Here is a 22088-nt window from a genome sequence, read left to right as displayed (position 1 = left end):
CCGTCGGTATTCCCCGTCCCGGCTCTCGCACCGGGAGGTGGGACGGGTGCGTATGTGCTCAGCTCGCCGACGTACGCAGGCGGGCCGGGGCCGTTCGGGGGCGACCCGCCTGCACGACACGGGGTGAGCCCGAGTGGTTGCGTAAGCCTGCTGCCGCCCTGGCTGGGCCGGGGCCACACCCACCGCGTGTGGCCCCGGGCTGTGGGTCTACCCATGGCGGCTGCTGTTCAGTCCGGTGTTTCGTCAGGTCCCGTGAAGTCGGGGCTGGTGAAGTCCGGGCTGGAGTAGCGGGGGCGGGTGCGGGTGTCCTCGGTGGCCCGGGGGCTGGTGAACCCGGGGTGGGAGTAGCCCAGGCGAGGGGTGCGGGAGACGCCGGGGGCGGGTGGGGCGTCGGCGCGGGCCAGGGCGTCACGGAAGAACGGCAGCACACCCCGGTCGAGCAGTGCCGCACGCCAGGCGGCCCGGGCGCGTTCCAGCTCCTGGGCCAGCGGTTCCTGGGCGGCCTGGGTCCCCGGGCGCGGGGAGCTGGCGGAGTTGCGCAGCGCGGTGCGGACGAGGCTGACGCTGGCCGCGAGCAGGCCGGCGGCGGCCAGGGCGGCGAACACCCAGCCGACGTTGCGCATCGGCTCGCCCAGCGCCACGTCGGGCGAGAGCGCGGTGAGGGTGTAGCCGACGGCGAGGAAGATGACGGCCGCGGTGCCCGCGAGCACCGGGGCGAGCACGGAGAGGACGGCGAACAGGCCCGCGCCGCCGGACTCGGTCAGCCCGGGGCCGCCGGAGCCGCTTCCACGGCGCAGCTGGTCGCGTACGGCGGTGAAGTGTTCGTACTCCGTGGCCGCGCAGGCGGCGATGGCCGCGGCGGCGCCCAGTGCCATCGTGCGCAGCTGCGCCGGGCTGAGGCGCTGGCCGACGCCGTCGAGCCCGGGCCGGGTGTGGGCGGTGCGCAAGGCGTCGTCAAGGACGCGCTCGAACTCCTGGCGGTCTTCGAGTCGCAGGTGCGGCGCGCTGTTCATGTGCATCCCCCGATGCTCCGTAGGCCGTGGGGCCGGGTGGCTTCCGGGCAGGTGGAAGGGCGGATGGAAGGCCCTTGATGGTAGAGCGCTTCCGGTGCGCGGTGACAGGGTGTTTGAGGAAAATTGCGCACCGGACGCTGTGTTACCCCTGCCCGTCCGGGCCGCAGGTCACGCCGGGAGTGGCCGAAAGTGGCTGACGTGCTGCGGTGGGCCCGGCGCCGCCGGGTGCGCTGGGAAGGCCCGGGCACCGTGTCTCCGGCGGCGGTCAGCCGGTCAGCGGCAGTCGGCTTACCAGGAGCTTTCCGGCCATCGTCACGCCGCCGTCCATGGCGATCGCGAGCTGCTCGGCGTACACGTGCGGCCCGGTGATCTGCGGGCCCTCGTCCTCGGCGCCGTCCTCGTCGGAGGTGTGCGCCTCGCCCGTCAGGTACGGGATCGGGCTGTGGCCGTGCACGATCTGCTTGCCGCCGTACCGGGTGAGCAGTTCCCTGGCCGCCCGCGGGCCGTCCTCGTCGCGGAAGGCGAAGCGCTTGGTGAACTTGCGGAACAGCTCCCAGGTTTCATCCGGATCGCGCCGTTCGAGTGCCTCGGTGATCGCGTCGTTGACGGCGCCGATGGTGTCGCCGTAGTCGAGGTAGGCGCTGGTGTCGGAGTGCAGCAGGAGGTGGTCGTCCTCCAGCGTCATGGCGTCCAGGCGGGTCATCCACTGCAGGTGGTGGTCCTGGAGGCGTTCCATGTCGCCGCGCTGGCCGCCGTTGAGCAGCCACGCCGCCTGGAAGGACGCCGTTCCCGCGCCGGAGTCCACGGGCGTGTCGCCGAACCGTTTGGCGCCGATGACCAGCAGCTCGTGGTTACCCAGGAGTGCCTTGCAGTAGCCGCCCGCGGCCGCGGCCTCGGCGGACAGCTGCATGACGAGGTCGATGACGCCGACCCCGTCGGGGCCGCGGTCGGTGAAGTCGCCGAGGAACCACAGGCGGGCGTTTTTGGCCGCCCAGTGTCCTTCGGCGTCCACGAGCCCGGCCTCCCGCAGGGCGGCGCGCAGCTCGCTGAGGTAGCCGTGCACGTCGCCGACGACGTACAGCGGGCCGCGCGCCTGGTCGTCCTGGGCCGCGTGCCCGGGGGCATCGACGAGGGTGGGGGTGGGCTCGGCGGCGGCTTCGGGGCCGCCGAGGACGGGCAGATCGCGCTGGGTGGGGGTGTAGCCGTCGTCGGCGGGCGCGGTGGTGTCGGCGTCGTACGCCGCCGTGGGAACCGGGGCCATGCCGGGCGCGCCGCCCGCCGCCGTGTGCTGCCACATTCCCGAACCCTGACCGGCCCCCTGAGTCATCGACCCCTCCACCAAAATCGCGCGCGGCTGTGCACCTGCCGGACCGTGCGTTCGCTGGTGTTCCTGGTCGGAGGCCGGGCCGGTGCTGTGCGCCCCATCATAGGAACGTGGGTTGCGCCGTGTGACGCACCTGGGGGTCGGCGGCTGCCGTCGGTGGACGACTGTGCGGCCTTTCTCCGCACTTGTCCGGTGCGGGACGTGGCGCGGACAACCACCTGAAGGAGTCAGCCGCACGGGGGCCGGTGTCACCCGCAGGAGCCGGGGCCCCGGCGCGGCGGGCTGATCGTGGTGCGCGGCGGGCGGCGCTGGGAGGAGGCGCGGACGATCAGCTCGGTCGGCATGACCTGCTGGATGGGACCGCCCGGATCGGCGCTGCCCTCGATGGCGTCGATGAGCAGGTGGGTGACGGCGGTGCCGATACGCCCTGGCTTGAGTGAGAGCGTGGTGATGGACGGCTCGGTGGCGGCGTACACAGCGGACTCGCTGCAGCACACCAGCAGCAGGTCGTCCGGCACTCGCAGGCCGTAGCGCCGGGCGGCGGCCAGCAGGTCGGTGCCGTTGGGGTCGAACAGGCCGTAGACGGCGTCGGGCCGGTCGGGGCGGGCGAGCAGGCGGTCGGCGGCGATGGCGCCGGCGCACGGGTCGTGGGCGGGGTAGCTCTCGTACACCGGGTCCTGGCCGTGGCGTTCACACCACTGGAGGTAGGCGCTGGTGGACAGCCGGGTGTACGTGTCGGTGCTGGTACCGGTGAGCAGGCCGATGCGGCGGGCGCCCGCGTCGGCGAGGTGGTCCAGCAGGCCGCTGACGGCGGCCTCGTGGTCGTTGTCCACCCAGGCGGTGACGGGCAGGCTGGCGCCGGGGCGGCCGTCGGAGACGACCGGGATGCCCTGCCGGACGAGTTCGGTGACCACCGGGTCGTGGTCGGCGGGGTCGATGACCACGGTGCCGTCAAGTGCGACGTTGGCCCAGACGTCGAACGTGCTGCGCCGGGCCGGGGCGGGCAGGATCACCAGGGCGTAGCCGCGGGTCAGGGCGGCGGAGGTGGCCGCGCGCACCATGTCGGCGAAATAGGCGAACTCGGTGAAGGTGAACGGTTCTTCGCCGTAGGTGGTGACGGTGAGTCCGATGAGCCCCGATTTTCCGGTGCGCAGAGTGCGGGCGGCGGCCGACGGGCGGTAGCCGAGCCGGTCGGCGACCTCGCGGACATGGCGGCGGGTCGCGTCGGGGAGGCGGCCCTTGCCGTTGAGCGCGTCGGAGACCGTCGTGATCGAGACGCCCGCGGCCGCCGCGACGTCCCGGATACCGGCCCGCCCCAGCCGCCGGCGCGAGGCGGGCCGGTTCACCTGATGCTTCCCTGCTGCTGTCATGGCGAGCCGATAGTAGGGCCGAGAGGGGTCCCTCGCGGGAGCTGACAGCGGTGATCTCACAGGGACGATTCTGCATGATCATTAGTGCTGAATTGCCTTGGAATGAAGGGTAGTTGGACGCCGTGACACTCGGGGCTTGGGCGGTGAGCGGCCCTGGCCCCGGCCTTGTCCGCAGGTTGCGAACAGGTCTCAACTCACCTTCACGAGTGAAGCGCGCCAGGGCGCTCGCCACCGGCGCGCGCGCAGCGGCGCGCGCCCCTGTCGGCCAGCCGGGAGGCAGGGCCCACCCCGCTCGGTAGGCAGATCTCACCCTCGCCGGGCCCCTGTGCCTGGGCGCCATTCCTCTTAGGGTGTGGAGAAATAGCGAGCGAGGAGGCTGCGATGAGCGACAAGACCCCGAAGCTGCGTGCGGCGCTGGACGGCATTCCCACGTACAAGCCCGGCAAACGGGACGCCGGGACGGGGGCCGTGTCCTACAAGCTGTCCTCCAACGAGAACCCCTACCCGCCGCTGCCCGGGGTGCTGGAATCCGCCGTCACCGCTGCCAGCACCTTCAACCGCTACCCGGACATGGCCTGCACCGGGCTCCTGGCCGCGCTCGCCGAGCGCTTCGGCGTGCCCGAATCCCACCTGGCCACCGGCACCGGCTCCGTCGGCGTCGCCCAGCAGCTCGTGCAGGCCACGGCCGGGCCCGGTGACGAGATCATCTACGCGTGGCGCTCCTTCGAGGCGTACCCGATCATCTCCCAGATCTCCGGCGCGACCTCGGTACGGGTGCCGCTGACCCCGGGCGAGGAGCACGACCTCGACGCCATGGCCGCCGCCGTCACCGAGCGGACCCGGCTCATCTTCGTCTGCACCCCCAACAACCCCACCGGCGTCGCCATCCGGCGGCCCGAACTGGAACGCTTCCTGGACCGGGTACCGGAGGACGTGCTGGTCGTCCTGGACGAGGCGTACCGCGAGTTCGTGCGCGACGAAAACGTTCCCGACGGCATCGAGCTGTACCGAAACCGCCCGAACGTGTGCGTGCTGCGCACCTTTTCCAAGGCGTACGGCCTGGCCGGGCTGCGCGTCGGCTTCGCGGTGGCGCACGAGCCGGTGGCCGCCGCGCTGCGCAAGACGGCGGTCCCGTTCGGCGTCAGCCAGATCGCCCAGGACGCGGCGGTGGCCTCACTCGGCAACGAGGCGGCCCTGCTGGAGCGGGTGGAGGCGCTGGTTGCCGAGCGCTCCCGGGTGAGCCGCGAGCTGGTGGCGCAGGGCTGGACGGTGCCCGAGACGCACGCCAACTTCGTCTGGCTGCGGCTGGGCGAACGCACCGCCAACTTCGCGGCGGCGGCCCAGGCGGCGGGTGTGGTGGTGCGGCCGTTCGCGGGTGAGGGCGTACGCGTCACGATCGGCGAGCGGGAGGCGAACGACCTGTTCCTGGAGACGACGTCGAAGTTCCCGCGTGGCTGAGCGGCGGCGCGCGGCGTTGGCGCGGTAACCGACGGCGCTGCGGGCGGGACCGAGCCGAGCGGGCCGGGTGCCACCGCCCCGTCCCCAGCGGCGGGCGGGCCGCAAGGGGCGGGCGGGCCGCAAGGGGCGGGCGGGCCGCAAGGGGCGGACGGCGGTTGCCGCGTCGTAGCGGCTCCCCAAACCGCCGGCTCAGCTCGCGGCCAGCGTCACCTGGATCGCGTCGCCGGAGCGGACGGTGGCCAGCACCCGGGGGTCGCCGTCAACGCGGCCCAGCACGTTGCACGGGCTTGCCAGGCGGCACTCGTCGCCGCGCGAGATCGGCGTGGGCCCGTACGGCAGGGCGAGCGCGTCGCCCTCCGTCCAGAACGCCACGGTGCCGGGTTCGACGACCTGGCGGGCGTCGCCCTCCAGCTCGGGGCTGAGCCGGGTGTCGAAGTAGACCTCCTCGCCCCACGTGGCGGCCCGGGACTCCAGGGGGAGGGCGGCGAGCAGGGCCTTGCTGGTGGGGGTGTCGTCGAGGGTGGCCGTGAGCTGGCCCGCGGGCCAGGTGATGCGGATGGTGTGCTGGCTGGACTGGGTCTGCGGTGCTGTCTCACTCATGCCCCAGATTCAACATTTTGTTGAGATATCTGTGAAGGGGTACCCCCCTGTTTTCCAGTACGCGGCAGTAGGACATAATGCTTGTGATTGTGAACGCATTCACGAGCGCGTCTGGCTTGTGCGTGATCAGGCAGCTTCGTCGTGTTCTTGATCAGCAAGCGAACCACATCCGCCATGCCCAGAAAGACCGGAAAGGGAGAGCCGGACGACGAAGGGCAGCAGCCGCGGGCCGCCGGGCCTCGCGGTGAGCCGAAGGAGAGAGCGACGTGCACCTGGACCTCGCACTCGCGCCGGAGACCCTGGCGCGCTGGCAGTTCGGTATCACCACCGTCTACCACTTCCTCTTCGTCCCCCTGACGATCTCGCTCGCCTCGCTCGTCGCGGGCCTGCAGACCGCATGGGTGCGCACCAAGAAGGAGAAGTACCTCAAGGCCACCAAGTTCTGGGGCAAGCTTTTCCTGATCAACATCGCGATGGGTGTCGTCACCGGCATCCTCCAGGAGTTCCAGTTCGGCATGAACTGGTCGGACTACTCCCGCTTCGTCGGCGACGTCTTCGGAGCGCCGCTCGCCTTCGAGGCGCTGATCGCGTTCTTCTTCGAGTCCACCTTCATCGGCCTGTGGATCTTCGGCTGGGACCGCCTGCCCCAGCGCATCCACCTGGCCTGCATCTGGATGGTGGCCCTCGGCACCGTCCTGTCCGCCTACTTCATCCTCGCCGCCAACTCCTGGATGCAGCACCCCGTGGGCTACCGCATCAACGAGGAGAGCGGACGCGCGGAACTGACCGACTTCTGGCACGTGCTCACCCAGAACACGGCCCTCGCGCAGTTCGCCCACACGATCACCGCCGCGTTCCTCGTCGGCGCCGCCTTCATGGTGGGCATCGCCGCCTACCACCTGATGCGCCGCAAGCACATCGAGGTGATGCGCACCTCCCTGCGGCTCGGCCTGGTGACCATGGTCGTCTCCGGCCTGCTCGTGGCCGTCAGCGGGGACCGGCTGGCCAAGATCATGTACGAGCAGCAGCCGATGAAGATGGCCGCCGCCGAGGCGCTGTGGGACACCGAGGGCCCGGCTCCCTTCTCGCTCTTCGCCATCGGCGATGTGGACGAGGGCCACAACGTGGTGGCCATCGAGATCCCGGGCGTGCTCTCCTTCCTCGCCCACGACAACTTCACCTCCCCCGTGCCCGGCATCAACGACACGAACGAGGCACTGAAGGAGCAGTACGGCGAGCAGCTGGGCATGGACGATTTCCGCCCCAACATCCCGGTCGCCTACTGGAGCTTCCGCTGGATGATCGGCTTCGGCATGTTCTCCTTCGCCCTGGGGGTGCTGGGCCTGTGGCTCACCCGCACCAAGCGCCTGCTGGCTCCCCAGCTGCGCACCGCCCCGGACGAGGTGCCGAAGCTGGCCCTGACCCGCTCCCGGGAACTCGCTCCCCGGCTCGGCCGCTGGTACTGGCAGCTCTCCTTCCTCACGATGGCCTTCCCGGTGATCGCCAACTCCTGGGGGTGGATCTTCACCGAGATGGGCCGCCAGCCCTGGTCCGTCTACGGGGTGCTGCCCACCTCCGCGTCCGTCTCGCCAGGCGTCTCGCAGGGTGAGGTCATCGCCTCGATGAGCATCTACACGTTGCTGTACGCGGTGCTCGCCGTCATCGAGATCCGGCTGCTGGCCAAGTACGTCAAGGCCGGGCCGCCCGAGCTGACGGAAGCCGACCTCAACCCGCCCACCCGCATCGGCGGTTTCGGCCCCGGCGGCCCGGGCGGCGCAGGACAGGACGATGACGCTGACGCCGACCGGCCGATGGCCTTCTCCTACTGACGGCGACGACTCACCGAAAGGAGCATCCCCGTGGACCTGCCCACCGTGTGGTTCATCCTGATCGCCGTCCTGTGGACCGGCTACTTCTTCCTGGAGGGTTTCGACTTCGGCGTCGGCGTCCTCACCAAGCTGCTCGCCCGGGACCGCGCGGAGCGCCGGGTACTCATCAACACCATCGGACCCGTCTGGGACGGCAACGAGGTGTGGCTGCTGACCGCCGGCGGCGCCACCTTCGCCGCCTTCCCCGACTGGTACGCCACCCTCTTCTCCGGCTTCTACCTCCCACTGCTGGCCATCCTCATCTGCCTGATCGTGCGCGGGGTGGCGTTCGAGTACCGCGCCAAGCGGCCGGAGGAGCGCTGGCAGCGCAACTGGGAACACGCCATCTTCTGGTCTTCGGCCCTGCCCGCCTTCCTGTGGGGCGTGGCCTTCGCCAACATCGTGCGCGGCGTGCCGATCGGCGCGGACAAGGAGTACGCCGGCAACCTGTTCGACCTGCTCAGCCCCTACGCCCTGCTCGGCGGCGCGGTCACCCTGACCCTGTTCACCCTGCACGGGGCAGTGTTCACGGCGCTCAAGACGGTGGGGGACATCCGGGAGCGGGCGCGGCGCCTGGCCACCGGCCTCGGGGTGCTCGTCGCCGTGCTGGCCGCCGCCTTCCTGGGCTGGACCCAGGTGAACGACGGCGGCATGGCCCCGCTGGTCGCCATGGTGGCCGCCGTCGTGGCGCTGGTGGCGGCTCTCGTCGCCAATGGACGCGGGCGTGAGGGCTGGGCCTTCACCTTCTCCGGGGTGGTCATCGTGGCCGCCGTCGCCCAGCTCTTCCTGAGCCTCTTCCCCGACGTCATGCCCTCCTCGCTGAACCCGGAGTGGAGCCTGACGGCCCAGAACGCGGCCTCCAGCCCGTACACGCTCACGATCATGACCTGGTGCGCGGCCATCGCGACACCGGTGGTGCTGCTGTACCAGGGCTGGACGTACTGGGTGTTCCGCAAGCGGATCGGCACCCAGCACATCGCGCCGGACCCGCACTCGGCGCCCTCCACCCAGGCGGCGGCCGAGCCGGGACGCGGGTGAGGGCGCCGTGCGCCCCGTGGACCCGCGGCTGCTGAGGTACGCCCGCGCCACCCGGTTCTTCCTGCTCGCCGTGGTGGTACTCGGGCTGGCCGGAGCCGGGCTCGTCATCGGTCAGGCGATGCTCATCGCCGAACTCGTCGTCCGCGCCTTCCAGCAGGGCGCGGCGGCCGGTGACCTGCTGCGTCCGCTGGCGCTGCTCGCGCTGGTCTCCGTCGGCCGGGCCGTGGTGGCCTGGCTGACGGAGCTGGCCGCGCACCGGTCCAGCGCGTCGGTGAAGTCCGAGCTGCGGCTGCGGCTGCTGACCCACGCCGCGGCGCTCGGCCCGGCCTGGCTCGGCGGCCGCCGCTCCGGCGAGCTGACGACGCTCGCCACCCGTGGGGTGGACGCGCTGGACGACTACTTCGCCCGCTACCTGCCGCAGCTGGGCCTCGCCGCGGTCGTGCCGGTGGCGGTGCTGGCCCGCATCGTGGGCCTGGACTGGATCGCGGCGGCGACCATCGCCGGCACCCTGCCGCTGATCCCGGTGTTCATGGTGCTCATCGGGTGGGCCACCCAGGCGCACATGAACCGGCAGTGGCGGCAGCTCGCCCGGCTCTCCCATCACTTCCTGGACCTGGTGGGCGGGCTGCCGACGCTCAAGGTGTTCGGCCGGGCGAAGGCGCAGGCCGAGAACATCCGGGCGATCACTGGTGACTACCGCCGGGCGACGCTGCGGACGCTGCGCCTGGCCTTCTTGTCCTCCTTCGCCCTGGAGTTGCTGGCGACGCTCTCCGTCGCGCTGGTGGCCGTTGGCATCGGCATGCGGCTGGTCCACGGCGAACTGGACCTCTACACCGGGCTGGTGGTGCTGATCCTCGCTCCGGAGGCATACCTGCCGCTGCGGCAGGTGGGCGCCCAGTACCACGCCGCCGCCGAGGGGCTGGCGGCGGCGGAGGAGGCGTTCGCGGTGCTTCAGACGCCGCTGCCCGAGCCCGGGGGCCGCCCGCTGCCCGACGCCTCCGGGGTCGGCGTGGCGCTGGAGGGGGTCAGCGTGTGGCACGAGGGCCGGGACACGCCCTCGCTGCCGGTCACCGATCTCACCGTGTGCGCGGGGGAGACCGTCGCGCTGGTCGGGCCGTCCGGCGCGGGCAAGTCCACACTGCTGAACGCCGTGCTGGGCTTCGTCCCGCCGACGACCGGACGCGTCCTGGTGAACGGCGTGGACCTGGCGCGGCTGGACCGCGCGGAGTGGCACCGCCACGTGGCCTGGGTGCCGCAGCACCCCTACCTGTTCGCCGGGACGCTCGCCGACAACGTCCGCCTCGCCCGGCCCGACGCCGACGCGGACGCCGTGCACGCCGCCCTGCGCGACGCCGGTGCGGCCGATCTGGACCCGGCCAGGGAGCTGGGCGAGGGCGGCGCCGGGCTGTCGGCGGGGCAACGGCAGCGGGTGGCGCTGGCCCGCGCCTTCCTGGCGGACCGGCCGGTGCTGCTCCTGGACGAGCCCACGGCCGCGCTGGACGGGGCCACCGAGGGCACGGTGGTCGAGGCGATCCGCCGACTCGCGCACGGCCGCACGGTGCTGCTGATCGTGCACCGTCCCGCCCTGCTGGCGGTCGCGGACCGCGTGGTCTCCGTGGGCCAGGCGGACCTGGCGCCCCCGGTAGACCAGGCGGCCCCGGTCAGCCAGGCAGCCCCGGTAGGCGGGGCGGCCCCGGCCGGCGGGGCTGCCCAGCCCACCGCCGCCGACGCAGCCCCGGTGCCTGCCCCGGCAACGGGGCCCGAGCCGGTGTTTCACGTGAAACAGGGTGAGTTTCACGTGAAACCACCCGCTCCGCCACAGGCCCCTGCCGCCGCGGCGGACACCGGTGATCCCGCGCGCGGTGTGCTCGCCCGCGTGCGCGCCGCCGGGCGGCCCCTGCGTGGCCGTTTCGCGCTCGCCACCGCACTGGGTGCTCTGGCCCTCGCCAGCGCGGTGGGGCTCATGGCCGTCTCTGGCTGGCTGATCTCCCGCGCCTCCGAACAGCCCCCGGTGCTGTACCTGATGGTGGCCGTCACCGCGACGCGGGCCTTCGGTATCGGTCGCGCCGTCTTCCGGTACGCCGAACGCCTGGTATCGCACGACGCCGTGCTGCGTGTCCTGGCCGACCTGCGGGTGACCGTCTACCGGCAGCTGGAGCGGCTGGCCCCGGCCGCGCTGCACCGCAGCCGCAGGGGCGACGTGCTGGCGCGGCTCGTAGACGACGTGGACGCGTTGCAGGACTACTTTCTGCGCTGGCTGCTGCCGGTCACCTCTGCGGTGACCGTGGGGGCGGCCGCCGTCGGATTCACCGCCTGGCTGCTCCCGGAGGCCGGGGCCGCGCTCGCGGTGGGACTCGTGGCCGCCGGAGTCGGCGTGCCGTGGCTGACCTCCGTGGTGACCCGGCGCACCGCCCGTGCCCTGGCCCCGGCGCGCGGCACGCTCAGCGCGCGCACCGTGGACCTGCTGACCGGCGTCGGCGAGCTGACCGTCACCGGGGCACTGGCCCGTCGCCTGGCCGCCGTCCGCCGGGCCGACGCCGAGCTGACCGGCATCGCGGCGCGCTCAGCGGCGGCCACCGCACTGGCCGGTGGGCTCACCGCGCTCGCCACCGGGCTGACCGTCACCGCTGCCGCCGCCTTCGGCGGCCAGGCCGTGCACGACGGCCAGCTGGCGGGCGTCTGGCTGGCCGTTGTCGTGCTGACGCCGCTGGCCGCGTTCGAAGCCGTGCTCGGCCTGCCGCTCGCCGTGCAGTACCGGCAGCGGGTGCGGCGCAGCGCGGAGCGCCTGCACGAGGTGCTGGATGCGCCCGAACCGGTCCGCGAACCGGACGAGCCGCTGCCCGCGCCCGCGTCCCCCTTCCCGCTGCGGCTACGCGGCCTGACCGTGCGCCACCCGGGACAGGACCGGCCCGCGCTCGACGGAATTGACCTGGAGCTGACGCCGGGCCAGCGCGTCGCCGTCGTGGGGCCCTCCGGCTCCGGCAAGACGACGCTGGCCCACACCCTGCTCCGCTTCGCGGACCCGCAGGGCGGCACGTACACCTACGGGGGCGCCGACGCCACCGGGTACGACTCGGACACCGTGCGGCGCGGCGTCGGCCTGTGTGCCCAGGACGCGTACCTGTTCGATTCCACGCTGCGGGAGAACCTGCGGCTCGCCCGCCCCGGCGCGGACGACACCGCGCTGCGCCGCGCCCTGGCCGACGCCCGCCTGCTGCCCTGGGTGGACGGGCTGCCCGAGGGCCTGGACACGTCCGTCGGCGAGCACGGCGCCCGGCTCTCCGGCGGTCAGCGGCAGCGGCTCGCGCTCGCCCGGGCGCTGCTGGCGGGCTTCCCGGTTCTCGTCCTGGACGAGCCCGCCGAGCACCTGGACCTGGCCACCGCCGACGCGCTGACCGCAGACCTGCTGGCGGCCACCGAGGGCCGCACCACCGTGCTCATCACCCACCGGCTCGCCGGACTGGCGGCCGTGGACGAGGTGCTGGTCCTGGACGGCGGCCGGTGCGTGCAGCGCGGCCCGTACGCCGAGCTGGCGGACGTCCCCGGCCCGCTGCGCGAACTGCTCGCCCGGGAGGCGGAAGCCGAGACTCTCCGCTCCACTGGGACGAGGGGTGCCCCTGTGCCCCTGACCTGACCGCCTGACCGGAAGGCGCCCGCCATGGCCTCGGACCGCACCGGCCCCCCGGACGGCCCGGGCTCGCGGGCCGGGGCGGGTGTGCCCGACCACACCGGCGCGCCGCCCGCCCGCCCCGCTGTGCCGCCGGGCGACGAGCGGACGGCCGTGACGCGGGCGGCCCGGCAGGCCGCCGAGTCGTTGCAGAGCCTCACCCCGGAGCTGGTGCGCAGACTGCCGCAGGTGCTGGAAGCCATGGTTGCCATCGGCCAGGATGTGGACCTGCGCAGCGTCCTGGACCGCAGCGTGCAGACTGCCGCCGCGCTCACCGGTGCCCGGCACGCGGCGATCGGCGTGCTGGGCGCGGAAGCCGACGGCCTGCCGGGGTTCTTCACCCACGGCGACGCCGCCGTGATCCGTGGCCGCATCGGCGGCGGCCCGAACCCGCACTTCCTCAGCGTGCCCATCCGTGTCCTCGACGAGCCCTTCGGCCACCTCTACCTGTGTGACAAGGCCGAGGGGCGGCCGTTCACCGACGCCGACGTGCACCTGGTGCGGGTGGTGGCCACCGAGGCCGGAATCGCCGTCGGCCACGCGCGGTTGCTGGAGTCCGCGCGGCAGCGGGCCCGCTGGATCGACGGCAGCGCCGCGCTGACCACGGCGCTGCTGCGCGGCACGCAGGACGCCCTGTCCGTCGTCGCCGAGCAGGCCCGCAAGCTGGCGGACGCGGCGGCCGGGCTGGTGCTCATGCCGGACGCGGAAGGCGGCCTGGAGATCGTCGCCGCCGCCGCGGACGACCCGGCCGAACTGCTGGGCGTGCGGGTTCCGCCGCACAGCCCGCTGGTGGCCGCGCTGCTCACCGGGGAGTCCGTATACGTCGAGGACTCGGCCACCGATCCCCGGCTGACCACGCACGTGGCCGCCCGGTTCGGGCCCAGCATGATGCTGCCGCTCGGCAACGAGGGCCGCATCCTGGGCACCCTGGCCCTGCCCCGGTCCCCGGGCGCCCCGCCGTTCACCGCCACCGAACGCACGCTCGCCCGCCGGTTCGCTTCACAGGCGGCGCTCGCCCTGCTGCTCATCGAGGCCCAGCGGGACCGCGAGCGCCTGGCCGTCTACGAGGACCGCGACCGCATCGCCCGCGACCTGCACGACCTGGTGATCCAGCGCCTGTTCGCCACGGGCATGCTGCTGGAGAGCGTGCGGCGGCGGGCGGCTCCCGGCCCGGCACCGGACAGCCCGGCGGGCGCGGAGCCGCCGGAGTACGGGCGGCGCATCGAACAGGCCATGGACGAGCTGGACCTGACCATCCGGGAGATCCGTGGCGCCATCTACGCCCTCCAGCAGGACCCGGCCGAGCAGGCCGCGTCCCTGCGCACCCGGCTGCTGCGCGAGGTGGGCACCGCAGCGCTCGCACTCGGCTTCCAGCCCGGTGTGACGTTCACCGGCCCGGTGGACTCGCTGGTCGGCGAACGCACCGGGCGCGACCTGGTAGCCGCGGCGCGCGAGGCCCTGTCCAACGCGGTGCGGCACGCTGGCGCGTCCCGCATCGAGCTGACCGCTGACGTCACCGGCACCCTGCCCGACGGACGGCCCGCCGTGCGGCTCACCGTTGCCGACGACGGCGTGGGCCTGCCATCCGGTGGCCGCCGCAGCGGGCTGACGAACCTCCGGCGCCGCGCCGAGGAGCTGGGCGGCACCAGCGAGACCGGCCCCGGGCTGCACGGCCGTGGCACGGCCGTCCGGTGGGCCGCCCCGCTGTAGCCGGTGCGGTGCGCCCGGGAGGCGCGGGGAGCTGGGGCGGGAAAGGAGATGCCGCGAGCGCCCGGCGGCCGGGCGCCCGGCCGCCGGGCGGGTCAGTGAAGGGCCAGCAGGCCCTCGATCACCACGGCCACGCCGTCCGCCTCGTTGGACCAGGTGGCGTGGGTGGTGGCGGCGGTGACGGCCGGGTGGGCGTTGGCCATGGCGTAGGAGGTCCCGGCCCAGGTCAGCATCTGAAGGTCGTTGGGCATGTCCCCGAAGGCGACGACCTCGGCCGGGGAGATGCCGCGCTCGGCGCAGCACAGCGCGAGCGTGCTGGCCTTGCTCACGCCGCGCCCGCTGACCTCCAGCAGGGCGCTCGGGCTGGAGCGGGTGAACTCGGCGAAGTCACCGGCCGCGCGCCGGGCGAGCTGGAGGAAGGCGTCCGGGTCCAGCGCGGTGTGGTGGGCGAGCAGCTTGAGTACCGGCTCCCCGCCCGGCGCCGCGTCCTCCCCGAGCAGCTTGCCGACGGGCGCGACGCCCGAGCCGACGTCCTCGACGATCGGCGGGTAGGCGGGCTCGTAGCTGATACCGCCCGCGCGCTCGACGGCGAAGGTGACCCCGGGGGCGACGTCGCGCAGCGCCGTGACCACCGCCATGGCGGCCTGCCGCGTCAGCTCGCGCACCTCCACGAGGGTGCCACCGCTGTGCAGGTCCACCACGGCGGCGCCGTTGGCGCAGATGGCGAGCCCGTGCCCGTGCACGTGGTCGCTGACGACATCCATCCACCGGGCGGGCCGACCGGTGACGAAGAAGACCTCGACGCCCGCCTTCTCGGCCGCGGCCAGCGCCGCGATGGTCCGCTCGGAGACCGACTTGTCGTCGCGCAGCAGGGTGCCGTCCAGGTCTGTGGCGATGAGCCGGGGTGGACGTGCGGGCAGCGGTACGCGGCGGAAAGTGTCGGCGGCATCAGTCACAGGCACCATCCTCCCCCACTCACTCGCACATCCGTGCCCCACCCCGCTCACCTGTCGCCGGGCCGCCCCCGGCGCCAGCCCGCTCACCTGGTACCGGCAGCCCAGCCCCAGCCCACGTCAGCTCGCGCCGGTGGGCGTCTCGCCGAAGTCGAACCTCCCGTGGTCGAGGACGCGCCGTGCCGCCGCGCGTACGGCATTGATCGCGGTGCGGGACAGCGCCGAGCCGAGGCTGACCCGGCGCACGCCGAGCGCGGCCAGGTCCGCGAGGGTCAGCGGGGGCGCCGCGTCGCCCATGAGCACGTTGACCGGGCGGCTGACCGCGCCGACGACGGTCCGCACGGCGTCCGCGTCCGGCAGGCCGGGGGCGAACAGTACGTCGGCCCCCGCGGCCTCGAACGCTCGCAGCCTGCGCACGGTGTCGTCCAGGTCGGGCCGCTCGTACAGGTAGTTCTCCGCACGGGCCGTGAGCACGAAGGGCGCGTCCAGGGAGCGGGCCGCCTCAGCCGCGGCGGCCACCCGCTCCACCGCCTCCTCCAGCGGACGCACCGGGGCGTGCGGATCGCCGGTGGAGTCCTCCACGGAGCCGCCCGCGAGCCCGGCCGCGCCCGCTCGGCGTATCGTTTCCGCGACCTCCTGCGGTGTGCGGCCGAACCCGCTCTCCAGGTCGGCCGACACCGGCAGCTCCGTCGCGGCGGCGATGGCGGCGGCGCTGGCCAGCGCCTCGTCGCGGGTGACGGCGTTCACCCCGTCCGGGCGGCCCAGGGTGTGGGCCAGCCCGGCGCTCGTCGTGCCGAGCGCGGCGAACCCGGCGTCCGCCAGGAGCCGTGCCGTCCCGGCGTCCCAGGCGTTCGCCAGCACGAAAATGCCGCTGTCATGCAACTCGGTGAACCGCCGCGCGGTGTCGGTGTGTCCCACGTTTCCCATGCGGCGAGCGTACGGCAGCGTCTGCCCCCACCACGCCGCTTCCCGGCATCAGGTGCCCGCCCTGGACCTCGCCCCAGTAACTCTCAGCGCCCTCCCACTCCGAGCAGCTCACTCAGGCGGTCGCCGATGACGGACATCCCGGGACGCGGCTGGCGCTCATAGCACCAGGGCTTGCGCCGACTCAGCAGCGCCTCACCGTGCTCGCTCCAGGTGAAGCCGGGCTTCCGCAGCAGCTTCCCAAACACGGTGTCCGCTGTCTCCGGGTGAGCGGCGACCAGCGGCGGAGAGGCAGCGTCGAGATCGAGTCGTCGCGCAGATAGGTGCGCAGCAGGTCCTGGTGCCGCTTGCGGCCCGGGAGCGCCGGATCAGCGAAGAGGTCCCGCAGCATGCCGTAGTCCGCGTAGAAGTTGAGCCCTTCGACCTCGTCATAGATGACACCGATGGTGTCGGAGTCCGCCAGAAGTGGTCGATGATCCGGATGGCCTCGCCCTCGTCCAACTCCATCGCGGGGCCAGCGGCGTCCAGCAGAAGGGGCATCAACCACTGCTCAAAGCGTGCGCTCTGCCCGAAGGTGATCAACTGCTGCTTCAGTTCGGCACCGCGCTCGATGAGCTCGGGCAGCGGCAGACTGCCGTCGTGCTGTTGCTGGTCCTCAGCCACGTCCAGTTCCTTGTTGCTAGGCCAGTTTCGTGCGGTGAAACGAGGTGTCTGGCCTCAACCGGCCCAGTGCCGGTATGCCTCGATCCACTGTGCGCCCTCCGGCGCCGGGCTGGGCAACGGCAGCTCCAGAATGCCGATCGCCTGCCGCATGCCAGACCGCGTGCACCGGGCGACGATCCTGCCGCCCGGCGTGAGGTCAACGGCGCGCACGGTCACTTCGCTCCCAAGGACCGTCGTGGTGAAGGGCACGGCCAGGTGTTCCTCAAGCAGGGTGAAAAGACCGGTCAGTTGCTCGTCTTCGGTGTAGGCGTCCACCGTCGCCTCTTCGATCATGGCCTCAAGCTCGGCTGCGCTCAACACACCCATGAGATAACCCTAGTGGCCCTCGGCCGACGCCCGGCAGGGATGGTGAAACAGCCCCGCCCTTCGGCGCCGACGTCGGGGCCGGGCGCGCGCGAGACGCGGGGCCGGGGGGCAAGACGCGGGGGCCGGGCGTGCGCAGAGGAGCCCAGAGGCAGGTATCGGCAGGGGCGTAGGGTCGTCCTCATGCGTCTGAGCACTGTGATCCTGCCGATCCACCGCTGGCACGAGGGTGGGCGGGAGCGCTGGCAGCGCGCCGAGGAGCTGGGTTTCGGCACCGCGTACACCTACGATCACCTGTCCTGGCGACCGCCGTTCCGGGACGGCCCCTGGTTCGGGGCGCTCCCCACGCTCACCGCCGCCGCGACCGCCACCACCCGCATGCGCCTCGGCACGCTCGTCACCTCGCCGAACTTCCGCCACCCCGTGACGCTCGCCAAGGAGCTGATCACGCTGGACGATGTCAGCGCGGGCCGGGTGACGCTCGGGATCGGGGCGGGCGGCACCGGGTTCGACGCGACGGCGCTGGGCCAGGAGCCGTGGTCGCCCCGGGAGCGGGCGGACCGGCTCGCCGAGTTCGTACCGCTGCTGGACCGTCTGCTGTCCCAGGAGGAGACGAGTCACGGCGGCACGTTCTACTCCGCGCACGAGGCCCGCAACCTGCCCGGCTGCGCGCAGCGTCCGCGGCTGCCGTTCGCGGTGGCCGCCACCGGGCCGCGCGGCATGCGGCTGGCGGCGCGGTACGGGCAGGCGTGGGTGACCACCGGCGACCCGAAGGTGTTCGAGCACGGTACGCCGGAGCAGTCGCGGGCGGCGATCGCGGCGCAGGTCGAGCGGCTGGGCGCGGCCTGCGCGGAGGCGGGCCGGGACGTCGCGGAGCTGGACAAGGTGCTGCTGACGTCGTTCACGCCGGACCGTCCGCTGGAGTCCTTCGACGCCTTCGTGGATTTCGCCGGGCGGCACGCGGAGCTGGGGTTCACCGAGATCGTCGTGCACTGGCCGATCCCGGGGACCCGGTTCGCCGCTGACGAGAAGGTCTTCGGGCGCATCGCGACGGAGGCGTCCGCCCACCTGGCCGTCTGAGCCGGCCGCTGCGGCGGCACCCCTGCGGGCGGGGCGGGGTGTGGGGGGCGCGTTTTGTGCCTACAGTCGGGACCGTGGGTTTCCTTGACGCGCTGCTCGGCCGCAGGAAGCCGGTGCGGCCCGACCTGGACCGGCTGTTCGCCCTGCCCTCGGCCGCCATCACCCTCCAGGCCGGTGCGGGGTTCCGCCCCACCGGTACTGGTTCGGTCTGCTTCGCCGCCGCCGAGGGCGGGGCGTTCGACCGGATCGAGGCCGACGTGCGCGGCATCCTCCCCTCCGCCGAGTTCAGCGAGGACGGCTACGGCTACACCTGGGTGCGCTCGCGGCACCGCCCGGAGGAGCTGCCCGGGCTGGTGGGCGACCTGCACGCGGTGAACAGCGCGCTGGAGGGCGGCGGGTTCGGGCCGCAGCTGCTGTGCTCCCTGGTCGGTTTCCGCGACGCCGACGGCGACCGCCCGCTCGCCCTCGTCTACCTCTACAAGCGCGGCACGTTCTACCCGTTCGCTCCGCTGCCCGGTGCCGGTGAGCGCCGTGACAACCCGCTGGAGCTCCAGGTGCGCGGCCTGCTGGAGGGGGACCTGCCGGTCGAGCCGGACCTCAGCCGCTGGTTCCCGGTGTGGGGCGCGCCCGGCCTCTGAGCCAGGGCGTGGTAACCAGCGGCAGCACCAGTTCCCGGTGCGCGGTGCCGTCCGGCAGCGGCACGACGAGCCACAGCTGGGGCGGGAACACTTTCCGGTGCACGTACGCCGAGCCGTCGTACACCGCGCGCAGGAACGCGGGCGCCTGCTCGCGCGGCACGTCGCGGAACTCGACGCCGTCCACGTCGATCGCGGCGTCCCCGTCCGGGTAGACCGTCACCTCCACCGCCGGAGTGCTGGCGATCTCCACGAACCCCTCGTGCGGCAGCGAGCCGCCTGGGTCGGTGGCGCTGCCGAACGGAGCCTGGGTGCGGCGCGACACCTGGTCGGCGCCGATGTCGTGCGTCACCCGCAGCCGCTCGCCGTGTCCGTACTCCCGCGCCACCGCGCACACCGCGCCGACGACGGACTCGGTGCTGTCGCCACCCACCCCACCTGCTGCTTCCCTCATCCGATCATGCTAACGGCGGACCAACGGAACAAGGCGTACAGTCGCTCACAAGAGGATGACCACCGGGAGAGGGTTCCCAGGGCTGGAAACGTGAGGGGGAACCCGGGGGAAACCCGAGGGCCGGAAAAGGGCAGCGAAAGGGGCAGCCATGGCCCGGGCCACGCGCTATGTGCCGGACAGCGGCCTCACCCGCCGCATGGTGACCACGATGTTCTTCATCGGCCTGCTGTACGTCGTCTTCATGGGCGTGCTCATCGCGCTGCTGAAGAACGCCTGGCCGCTGATCGTGCTGTTCGCGGGCGGGATGTTCATCGTCCAGTTCTGGTTCAGCGACCGCATCGCCGCCTACAGCATGGGCGCCCGCGAGGTCACCCCGCAGCAGGCGCCGGAGCTGCACGGCACCATCGACCGCGTATGCGCCCTCGCTGACCTGCCCAAACCGCGCGTGGCCATCGCCGACACCGACGTGCCGAACGCCTTCGCCACTGGCCGCAGCCAGGACAAGGCGCTGGTCTGCGCCACCACCGGCCTGCTGCGCCGCCTCACCCCCGAGGAACTGGAAGGCGTACTCGCGCACGAACTGTCCCACGTCGCCCACCGCGACGTGGCGGTGATGACATTCGCCTCGTTCCTCGGTGTCCTCGCCGGTGCGCTCACCCGCATGGCCCTGTGGGGCGGGCTGATGCGCGGCGGCCGTAACCAGAACACCGCGATCCTCGCACTGGTCATCCCGCTGGTCAGCGTCGTCGTGTACGTCATCAGCTTCCTGTTGACGCGGCTGCTGTCCCGCTACCGCGAGCTGTCCGCCGACCGGGGCGCCGCGCTGCTGACGGGCAAGCCGTCCGCGCTGGCCTCCGCGCTGACCAAGATCACCGGCCAGATGGCCCGCATCCCCACCCGCGACCTGCGCCGCGCCGAACCCTTCAACGCCTTCTTCTTCGCCCCCGCCCTCTCCGGCGAAAGCCTCTCCCGCCTGTTCTCCTCCCACCCCACCCTCGACCAGCGCCTGGCCCAGCTCGCCGACATCTCCCGCCACCTCAGCCGCTGACCCGGCGGGCTCAGGCCGCGACATCTCCGGGTTCGGGGAAGACGTACCGCCTGACGGTCTCAGGCCGGACGCTCCGGTAGCGTGCCAAGTCGTCCGCGAGCCGCAGCGCGTGATCGGCGACCACGAGATCCGGTACGACCTCCGGCAGCGCGTCACCCAGCACCTCCCGCAGCCACGTCGCCACCTCCGTCCACGAGTACAGGCGGGCGCCGCCGTCCTCGTTGACCGGCGCGGGAAAGCCACCCGGCCCGCGTTTTGCCCCGGCCAGCAGCCGCAGGCTCTCCCGCGTGCGCAACCCGTTCGTCCGCTGCGCGGCGGCTCCGAGGGTGACCAGGTCGTCGTGGCGCGCCCGCACCGCGCGCAACCCGGGCACGGTGCGCACCTCAGCGGCCACCGCCAGCACCGCCGCGACGAGATCGGGCGCTTCCCGGTGGCAGGACAGGTATGAGGGCTGCCCCCGACCACCGAGCACCACGCCGCAGTCGTCAAGACCGGCCTCGAACAGGGCATCCGCCTCGGCGTCCGTCGGCTCCCGGTTGAGCACGACGTCGAAACTCCACTCGGTCATGGTCGCTCCCCTAGGTGTGCGCGGTGGGTCTCGGTGAAGCGCGCGAGATCGGCCGCGTGGTTGCCGGGAGACCGAGGCGTGCACCAGACCCGGAACCGGCCGCCACACCCGGGACACGTGACCAGGCCCCACGTGTGGCCCGACTTGCCGGGCACCATGTGCAGGCCCGCCGCCGTCGCCCGGCGCACCTCCGCAGCGATCTCCTTCTTCTGGTGACGCCCGCCGCTGATCACCGCTCCACTTCACAGTAGACGTGGTGTTGCAACTCTGCAACACATCTGGTGGCCCCGTCGCCGTCACTGATGAGCGTGGTGTGAACCGGGGTGACGAGGGTGCTGGCGGCCCGGTTCTGGGCTGGAGTGTCGGCCCGGTTTCTGGGACTGATGTGTCGTTCCTTCGTCTGGGCTCGGAGGGCACCGGGGCGGTGGGTGGGTCATGGTTCCCCTCTGGTCGAGTGGTGGATCACCGCTCCGCGCTGGTCAGGCGGGGCGTCGCGCTACGGGCGGCCGAGCTGGTAGATCGTGTGCTTCGCGCGGGCCGTCTCGCCCACCGGACGCAGGCACCCGGCCAGGCACAGATCGAGCAGGGCGCGGTTGACGACGGCGACGTTCAGGCCCGTGCGCTCGGCGACCTTGCTCGGGGACGCCTGGAGGGTGCCGTGCTCCACGATGATCGGCAGCGCGTACGCGGCGACGGTCCACACCTCCTCGCTCAGCAGGTGCTGTTGGCGCCACTTGTCCAGCAGCTCGGCCGCCTCGGGGTGGCGCTGACGCGGGAGGACGCCGGGCAGCGATTCCGTCGTCACGCGGTCGAGGATTTCCGTCAGCTTGGCCAGGGTTTCGGCCTGCTGACGCTGCACGCCGAGCACCCTGGCCTGCGTCTCGAAGGCCAGCGCGAGGAGCGAGTCGACGTAGCCCCGCGCCGGGCCGTGCTGCTGCGGTTCCGTGCCCCTGGCCAGCAGCGGGGCCAGCACCTCGTGCCGCGCCCAGCGGTCGAAGGCGCGGGCCGACGGTTTCCGCGCGGTGGATAGCAGTTTGATCACACCGGGCAAGGAGATCAGGACCCGCATCGGGTTACGGATAACGTCGCTACTGGCGACACTATCCTGACCTGCGGAAACATCGACCTTCTGCCATTCGTCGAGGTCAAGACGCCGGGACAGCTCCTTCCTGAGGTGTGGCAAGTCGGTTGCCTTGGCCACCTCGTGCAGCCAGAACCACTTGCCGCCGTCGTCGGCGGTGAGGAGTTCGATGGTCTCTCCGGTGTCGGGGTAGGTGAGGGCTTCGGCGAGGAGACCGAGCCCTTTGAGCTGCTGGTGGGCAGCGTGCTTGATCGGTCGTTCAGTCATGGTTTCC

19 protein-coding genes are annotated in these 22088 nt (G+C 72.7%); 8 read left to right on the top strand and 11 right to left on the bottom strand.

Annotated features, from left to right (window positions below; all coding sequences use genetic code 11):
* Positions 1-227: 227 nt before the first annotated feature.
* The 3 genes from JJV70_RS06265 to JJV70_RS06255 form a co-directional block, all read right to left on the bottom strand.
* On the bottom strand, positions 228-1019 hold the full coding sequence (locus JJV70_RS06265; protein WP_219046727.1) for a hypothetical protein: 792 nt from the start codon (positions 1017-1019) through the stop codon (positions 228-230).
* A 259-nt stretch (positions 1020-1278) separates the two neighbouring features.
* On the bottom strand, positions 1279-2310 hold the full coding sequence (locus JJV70_RS06260) for a metallophosphoesterase (RefSeq protein WP_306823412.1): 1032 nt from the start codon (positions 2308-2310) through the stop codon (positions 1279-1281).
* Positions 2311-2585: 275 nt separating this feature from the next.
* Positions 2586-3707 carry a LacI family DNA-binding transcriptional regulator gene (locus JJV70_RS06255; protein ID WP_219046725.1) on the bottom strand — a complete coding sequence of 374 codons (1122 nt, stop codon included), beginning with the start codon at positions 3705-3707 and terminating at the stop codon, positions 2586-2588.
* Between the two features lie 381 nt (positions 3708-4088).
* Here JJV70_RS06255 and hisC point away from each other — a divergent pair, with 381 nt between their 5' ends.
* On the top strand, positions 4089-5165 hold the full coding sequence (gene hisC / locus JJV70_RS06250) for a histidinol-phosphate transaminase (protein WP_219046724.1): 1077 nt from the start codon (positions 4089-4091) through the stop codon (positions 5163-5165).
* Positions 5166-5354: 189 nt separating this feature from the next.
* Here the strand turns inward: hisC and JJV70_RS06245 are convergent, their stop codons facing one another.
* Positions 5355-5765 carry a cyclophilin-like fold protein gene (locus JJV70_RS06245; protein ID WP_219046723.1) on the bottom strand — a complete coding sequence of 137 codons (411 nt, stop codon included), beginning with the start codon at positions 5763-5765 and terminating at the stop codon, positions 5355-5357.
* A gap of 272 nt (positions 5766-6037) precedes the next feature.
* Here JJV70_RS06245 and JJV70_RS06240 point away from each other — a divergent pair, with 272 nt between their 5' ends.
* From JJV70_RS06240 to JJV70_RS06225, 4 genes are read left to right on the top strand one after another with little or no spacing between them, the layout of a single operon-like run.
* Positions 6038-7594: a cytochrome ubiquinol oxidase subunit I gene (locus JJV70_RS06240; RefSeq protein WP_219046826.1), complete on the top strand. Its 1557-nt coding sequence runs from the start codon at positions 6038-6040 to the stop codon at positions 7592-7594.
* 30 nt (positions 7595-7624) lie between these two features.
* Positions 7625-8671, top strand: coding sequence for a cytochrome d ubiquinol oxidase subunit II (cydB, locus tag JJV70_RS06235; RefSeq protein ID WP_219046722.1), 1047 nt, complete (start codon positions 7625-7627; stop codon positions 8669-8671).
* A 7-nt stretch (positions 8672-8678) separates the two neighbouring features.
* Positions 8679-12305 carry a thiol reductant ABC exporter subunit CydD gene (cydD, locus tag JJV70_RS06230; protein WP_219046721.1) on the top strand — a complete coding sequence of 1209 codons (3627 nt, stop codon included), beginning with the start codon at positions 8679-8681 and terminating at the stop codon, positions 12303-12305.
* 24 nt (positions 12306-12329) lie between these two features.
* Positions 12330-14048 (top strand): GAF domain-containing protein, encoded by a 1719-nt coding sequence (locus JJV70_RS06225; RefSeq protein ID WP_219046720.1) that lies wholly within the window; start codon positions 12330-12332, stop codon positions 14046-14048.
* Positions 14049-14140: 92 nt separating this feature from the next.
* Here JJV70_RS06225 and JJV70_RS06220 read toward each other — a convergent pair whose 3' ends face one another.
* The 4 genes from JJV70_RS06220 to JJV70_RS06205 form a co-directional block, all read right to left on the bottom strand.
* A complete protein-coding gene (locus JJV70_RS06220; protein WP_219046719.1) occupies positions 14141-15010 on the bottom strand; it encodes a Cof-type HAD-IIB family hydrolase in 870 nt (289 codons plus the stop codon).
* Positions 15011-15118: 108 nt separating this feature from the next.
* Positions 15119-15925, bottom strand: a complete 807-nt coding sequence (locus JJV70_RS06215) for an isocitrate lyase/phosphoenolpyruvate mutase family protein (RefSeq protein ID WP_219046718.1) — start codon at positions 15923-15925, stop codon at positions 15119-15121.
* Between the two features lie 83 nt (positions 15926-16008).
* Positions 16009-16170 (bottom strand): hypothetical protein, encoded by a 162-nt coding sequence (locus JJV70_RS22490; RefSeq protein ID WP_257573495.1) that lies wholly within the window; start codon positions 16168-16170, stop codon positions 16009-16011.
* A 469-nt stretch (positions 16171-16639) separates the two neighbouring features.
* The gene (locus JJV70_RS06205; RefSeq protein ID WP_219046717.1) at positions 16640-16951 is read right to left on the bottom strand and encodes a calcium-binding protein; all 312 of its coding nucleotides are present in this window, start codon (positions 16949-16951) and stop codon (positions 16640-16642) included.
* Positions 16952-17131: 180 nt separating this feature from the next.
* On the opposite strand from JJV70_RS06205, the gene JJV70_RS06200 reads away from it, so the two are divergent.
* Both JJV70_RS06200 and JJV70_RS06195 read left to right on the top strand, forming a co-directional pair.
* Complete coding sequence (locus JJV70_RS06200; RefSeq protein WP_219046716.1) at positions 17132-18028, top strand: LLM class flavin-dependent oxidoreductase; 897 nt, start codon at positions 17132-17134, stop codon at positions 18026-18028.
* Between the two features lie 74 nt (positions 18029-18102).
* Entirely contained in the window at positions 18103-18666 is a 564-nt protein-coding gene (locus JJV70_RS06195; protein ID WP_219046715.1) for a hypothetical protein, read from the top strand.
* Here JJV70_RS06195 and JJV70_RS06190 read toward each other — a convergent pair.
* The gene (locus JJV70_RS06190) at positions 18626-19117 is read right to left on the bottom strand and encodes a hypothetical protein (RefSeq protein ID WP_219046714.1); all 492 of its coding nucleotides are present in this window, start codon (positions 19115-19117) and stop codon (positions 18626-18628) included. The genes JJV70_RS06195 and JJV70_RS06190 overlap by 41 nt on opposite strands.
* A 148-nt stretch (positions 19118-19265) precedes the next feature.
* On the opposite strand from JJV70_RS06190, the gene htpX reads away from it, so the two are divergent.
* Positions 19266-20165, top strand: a complete 900-nt coding sequence (gene htpX, locus JJV70_RS06185; RefSeq protein WP_219046713.1) for a zinc metalloprotease HtpX — start codon at positions 19266-19268, stop codon at positions 20163-20165.
* A 10-nt stretch (positions 20166-20175) separates the two neighbouring features.
* On the opposite strand, the gene JJV70_RS06180 is transcribed toward htpX, so the two are convergent.
* Positions 20176-20733, bottom strand: coding sequence for a hypothetical protein (locus JJV70_RS06180; RefSeq protein ID WP_219046712.1), 558 nt, complete (start codon positions 20731-20733; stop codon positions 20176-20178).
* A 496-nt stretch (positions 20734-21229) separates the two neighbouring features.
* A complete protein-coding gene (locus tag JJV70_RS06175) occupies positions 21230-22081 on the bottom strand; it encodes a Bro-N domain-containing protein (RefSeq protein WP_219046711.1) in 852 nt (283 codons plus the stop codon).
* Positions 22082-22088: the final 7 nt, after the last annotated feature.

It is taken from the genome of Streptomyces sp. JJ66 (assembly GCF_019303495.1).
In the GTDB taxonomy this organism is placed as follows: Bacteria; Actinomycetota; Actinomycetes; order Streptomycetales; family Streptomycetaceae; genus Streptomyces.
The sequence above is the reverse complement of the archived record's forward strand: the minus strand, read 5'-3'. Positions and strand labels throughout refer to the sequence as shown.